This is a genomic window from Nocardia gamkensis NBRC 108242 (assembly GCF_001612985.1).
Taxonomy (GTDB): domain Bacteria; phylum Actinomycetota; class Actinomycetes; order Mycobacteriales; family Mycobacteriaceae; genus Nocardia; species Nocardia gamkensis.
The window spans coordinates 1-5455 of sequence record NZ_BDBM01000066.1; the positions used below are offsets into that span (position 1 = coordinate 1).

General features: G+C 56.3%; 3 rRNA genes. All 3 read left to right on the top strand.

The window, feature by feature from the left end:
- Nucleotides 1–201 precede the first annotated feature (201 nt).
- Nucleotides 202–1720: ribosomal RNA gene (locus tag NG1_RS31725) — 16S ribosomal RNA — on the top strand.
- A 322-nt stretch (nucleotides 1721–2042) separates the two neighbouring features.
- Nucleotides 2043–5178: ribosomal RNA gene (locus tag NG1_RS31730) — 23S ribosomal RNA — on the top strand.
- A gap of 149 nt (nucleotides 5179–5327) precedes the next feature.
- Nucleotides 5328–5444, top strand: a 5S ribosomal RNA gene (gene rrf / locus NG1_RS31735).
- Together the 16S, 23S and 5S rRNA genes form the textbook arrangement of a ribosomal RNA operon.
- The last annotated feature ends 11 nt before the right edge of the window (nucleotides 5445–5455 follow it).

Sequence of the window (5455 nt, forward strand, 5' to 3'; positions counted from 1 at the left end):
ATGTGTGTGCGTGTGTTCTTTGAGAACTCAATAGTGTGTCGATGAATGTCAGTGCCAAATGTTTTATTTGGTTCCGGCCTTTCGCTCCCCGTGTGGAGGGTCGGACATTTTTTGTCAGCTTTTTGCTGGCGATTGTTTTGCTGGGTTTTCGGACTCTAGTTTTTGATCTGATTGCACCCTTTGGGGTGTGGTTGTGAGTCTTCAACGGAGAGTTTGATCCTGGCTCAGGACGAACGCTGGCGGCGTGCTTAACACATGCAAGTCGAGCGGTAAGGCCCTTCGGGGTACACGAGCGGCGAACGGGTGAGTAACACGTGGGTGATCTGCCTCGCACTTCGGGATAAGCCTGGGAAACTGGGTCTAATACCGGATATGACTTGCTGTCGCATGGCGGTGGGTGGAAAGATTTATCGGTGCGAGATGGGCCCGCGGCCTATCAGCTTGTTGGTGGGGTAATGGCCTACCAAGGCGACGACGGGTAGCCGACCTGAGAGGGTGACCGGCCACACTGGGACTGAGACACGGCCCAGACTCCTACGGGAGGCAGCAGTGGGGAATATTGCACAATGGGCGAAAGCCTGATGCAGCGACGCCGCGTGAGGGATGACGGCCTTCGGGTTGTAAACCTCTTTCGACAGGGACGAAGCGCAAGTGACGGTACCTGTAGAAGAAGCACCGGCCAACTACGTGCCAGCAGCCGCGGTAATACGTAGGGTGCGAGCGTTGTCCGGAATTACTGGGCGTAAAGAGCTTGTAGGCGGTTTGTCGCGTCGTCTGTGAAAACTCACAGCTCAACTGTGAGCTTGCAGGCGATACGGGCAGACTTGAGTACTTCAGGGGAGACTGGAATTCCTGGTGTAGCGGTGAAATGCGCAGATATCAGGAGGAACACCGGTGGCGAAGGCGGGTCTCTGGGAAGTAACTGACGCTGAGAAGCGAAAGCGTGGGTAGCGAACAGGATTAGATACCCTGGTAGTCCACGCCGTAAACGGTGGGTACTAGGTGTGGGTTTCCTTCCACGGGATCCGTGCCGTAGCTAACGCATTAAGTACCCCGCCTGGGGAGTACGGCCGCAAGGCTAAAACTCAAAGGAATTGACGGGGGCCCGCACAAGCGGCGGAGCATGTGGATTAATTCGATGCAACGCGAAGAACCTTACCTGGGTTTGACATACACCGGAAACCTGCAGAGATGTAGGCCCCCTTGTGGTCGGTGTACAGGTGGTGCATGGCTGTCGTCAGCTCGTGTCGTGAGATGTTGGGTTAAGTCCCGCAACGAGCGCAACCCTTATCTTATGTTGCCAGCGCGTAATGGCGGGGACTCGTGAGAGACTGCCGGGGTCAACTCGGAGGAAGGTGGGGACGACGTCAAGTCATCATGCCCCTTATGTCCAGGGCTTCACACATGCTACAATGGCCGGTACAGAGGGCTGCGATACCGTGAGGTGGAGCGAATCCCTTAAAGCCGGTCTCAGTTCGGATCGGGGTCTGCAACTCGACCCCGTGAAGTTGGAGTCGCTAGTAATCGCAGATCAGCAACGCTGCGGTGAATACGTTCCCGGGCCTTGTACACACCGCCCGTCACGTCATGAAAGTCGGTAACACCCGAAGCCGGTGGCCTAACCCCTTGTGGGAGGGAGCCGTCGAAGGTGGGATCGGCGATTGGGACGAAGTCGTAACAAGGTAGCCGTACCGGAAGGTGCGGCTGGATCACCTCCTTTCTAAGGAGCACTTCTCCGCGATCCTTCACATTGGTGGATGTGGTTGTGGCAGAGACCATGTCGGACTCGAATGTAGTCCGGTGGAAGCTCATGGGTGGAACGCTGACAGCTTCTTCGCATCAACGACGATCTTGTGTGGTTGTCGGCGATAGATATATCGACACACTGTTGGGTCCTGAAAGAACAGGCGTTCTTTCCAGGCAAAAAATACGATCTGCTCGGATCTCTGGTGATACCGGCTCCTTCGGGGGTGCTGGTCCTGGGTTGTGGTTCGGGTGGGTGTGTTGTTTGAGAACTGCACAGTGGACGCGAGCATCTTTGTTAGTAAGTGTTTAAGAGCGTACGGTGGATGCCTTGGCACCAGGAGCCGATGAAGGACGTAGGAGGCTGCGATAAGCCTCGGGGAGCTGTCAACCGAGCTGAGATCCGAGGATTTCCGAATGGGGAAACCCAGCACGAGTGATGTCGTGTTACCCGCATCTGAATATATAGGGTGTGTGGAGGGAACGTGGGGAAGTGAAACATCTCAGTACCCACAGGAAGAGAAAACAATAGTGATTCCGTGAGTAGTGGCGAGCGAAAGCGGATGAGGCTAAACCATCCAGATGTGATACCCGGCAGGGGTTGTCTGGTTGGGGTAGTGGGAACATTCTTCTCTATTCTGCCGAGTAGGGCGAGAGTCAGAAACCCAGGTGTTAGTTGAAGTGGTCTGGAACGGCCTGCCATAGACGGTGATAGCCCGGTAAGCGAAAACTCTTGGGCTCTCGTGGATGTCTCCCGAGTAGCAGCGGGCCCGTGAAATCTGCTGTGAATCTGCCGGGACCACCCGGTAAGCCTGAATACTCCCTGGTGACCGATAGCGGACTAGTACCGTGAGGGAAAGGTGAAAAGTACCCCGGGAGGGGAGTGAAATAGTACCTGAAACCGTGCGCTTACAATCCGTCAGAGCTTGTGCATCCTTTGGTGGATGGTGGGTGATGGCGTGCCTTTTGAAGAATGAGCCTGCGAGTCATCGGTGTGTGGCGAGGTTAACCCGTGTGGGGTAGCCGTAGCGAAAGCGAGTCCGAATAGGGCGTTTTTAGTCGCATGTCATGGACCCGAAGCGGAGTGATCTACCCATGGCCAGGGTGAAGCGACGGTAAGACGTCGTGGAGGCCCGAACCCACTTAGGTTGAAAACTGAGGGGATGAGCTGTGGGTAGGGGTGAAAGGCCAATCAAACTCCGTGATAGCTGGTTCTCCCCGAAATGCATTTAGGTGCAGCGTCGCGTGTTTCACACCGGAGGTAGAGCTACTGGATGGTCTAGGGGGCCTACAAGCTTACCGAAATCAGCCAAACTCCGAATGCCGGTGTGTGAGAGCGTGGCAGTGAGACTGCGGGGGATAAGCTTCGTAGTCGAGAGGGAAACAGCCCAGATCGCCGGCTAAGGCCCCTAAGCGTGTACTAAGTGGAAAAGGATGTGGGGTCGCGAAGACAACCAGGAGGTTGGCTTAGAAGCAGCCACCCTTGAAAGAGTGCGTAATAGCTCACTGGTCAAGTGATCCTGCGCCGACAATGTAGCGGGGCTCAAGTACACCGCCGAAGCCGCGGCACTCCGACAATACGTCCATCATTCCCTGCGGGGGGTGGTGTAGCGGTCGGGGTGGGTAGGGGAGCGTCGTATGGCCATGGAAGCGGCAGGGTGACCTAGCCGTGGAGGCCATGCGAGTGAGAATGCAGGCATGAGTAGCGAAAGACGAGTGAGAAACTCGTCCGCCGAATGACCAAGGGTTCCTGGGCCAGGTTAATCCGCCCAGGGTGAGTCGGGACCTAAGGCGAGGCCGACAGGCGTAGTCGATGGACAACGGGTTGATATTCCCGTACCCGTGTATCCGCGCCAAATGGTGAATCATCTGTGCTAATCGTCCTGAACCGGATGGACTTCCTTCGGGAAGCCGGAAGGGGATGCACGAGACCCTGGGTGTAGTAGTCAAGCGATGGGGTGACGCAGGAAGGTAGCTGGGCCAGGTGATGGAATACCTGGTGTAAGCGTGTAGGGCGTTGTGTAGGCAAATCCGCACGACATGAGCCTGAGACGTGATGCGTAGCCGATTGAGGCGAATTCAGTGATCCTATGCTGCCGAGAAAAGCCTCTAGTGAGTTGGTACACGGCCCGTACCCCAAACCGACACAGGTGGTCAGGTAGAGAATACCGAGGCGATCGAGAGAACTGTGGTTAAGGAACTCGGCAAAATGCCCCCGTAACTTCGGGAGAAGGGGGACCACGTCTGGTGACCGGCTTTACGCTGTGAGCTGGGTGTGGTCGCAGAGACCAGAGAGAAGCGACTGTTTACTAAAAACACAGGTCCGTGCGAAGTCGTAAGACGATGTATACGGACTGACGCCTGCCCGGTGCCGGAAGGTTAAGAGGACCGGTTAGCGCCTTCGGGTGCGAAGCTGAGAATTTAAGCCCCGGTAAACGGCGGTGGTAACTATAACCATCCTAAGGTAGCGAAATTCCTTGTCGGGTAAGTTCCGACCTGCACGAATGGCGTAACGACTTCTCTGCTGTCTCAACCACAGACTCGGCGAAATTGCATTACGAGTAAAGATGCTCGTTACGCGCGGCAGGACGAAAAGACCCCGGGACCTTCACTATAGCTTGGTATTGGTGTTCGGTACGGTTTGTGTAGGATAGGTGGGAGACTGTGAAGCGGGCACGCCAGTGTTCGTGGAGTCGTCGTTGAAATACCACTCTGGTCGTATTGGACTTCTAACCTCGGACCCTGATCGGGTTCAGGGACAGTGCCTGGTGGGTAGTTTAACTGGGGCGGTTGCCTCCCAAAATGTAACGGAGGCGCCCAAAGGTTCCCTCAGCCTGGTTGGCAATCAGGTGTCGAGTGCAAGTGCACAAGGGAGCTTGACTGTGAGACTGACAGGTCGAGCAGGGACGAAAGTCGGGACTAGTGATCCGGCACCGGCATGTGGAAGCGGTGTCGCTCAACGGATAAAAGGTACCCCGGGGATAACAGGCTGATCTTCCCCAAGAGTCCATATCGACGGGATGGTTTGGCACCTCGATGTCGGCTCGTCGCATCCTGGGGCTGGAGTAGGTCCCAAGGGTTGGGCTGTTCGCCCATTAAAGCGGCACGCGAGCTGGGTTTAGAACGTCGTGAGACAGTTCGGTCTCTATCCGCCGCGCGCGTCAGAAACTTGAGGAAGGCTGTCCCTAGTACGAGAGGACCGGGACGGACGAACCTCTGGTGTGCCAGTTGTCCTGCCAAGGGCACTGCTGGTTGGCTACGTTCGGAAGGGATAACCGCTGAAAGCATCTAAGCGGGAAGCCTGTTCCAAGATGAGGTTTCTCACCACCTTCGAGTGGTTAAGGCCCCCTACAGACCATGGGGTTGATAGGCCGGAACTGGAAGCACGGTAACGTGTGGAGGTGACCGGTACTAATCGGCCGAGGACTTACCAACAAAGGTTGCTACGCGTCCACTGTGCGGTATCTGAAACAACACACAGATACCCTTCGACACCCGCCCGGTGTCGCCCACCAACCCCTCTACCAGGGGTTGGGTGGGTGATGGTGTGCGGGTGTGGAGGGGTGTGGATAGTTTCATAGAGTTACGGCGGCCATAGCGGTAGGGAAACGCCCGGTCCCATTCCGAACCCGGAAGCTAAGCCTGCCAGCGCCGATGGTACTGCACTCGACAGGGTGTGGGAGAGTAGGACACCGCCGGAACATCCTTCACG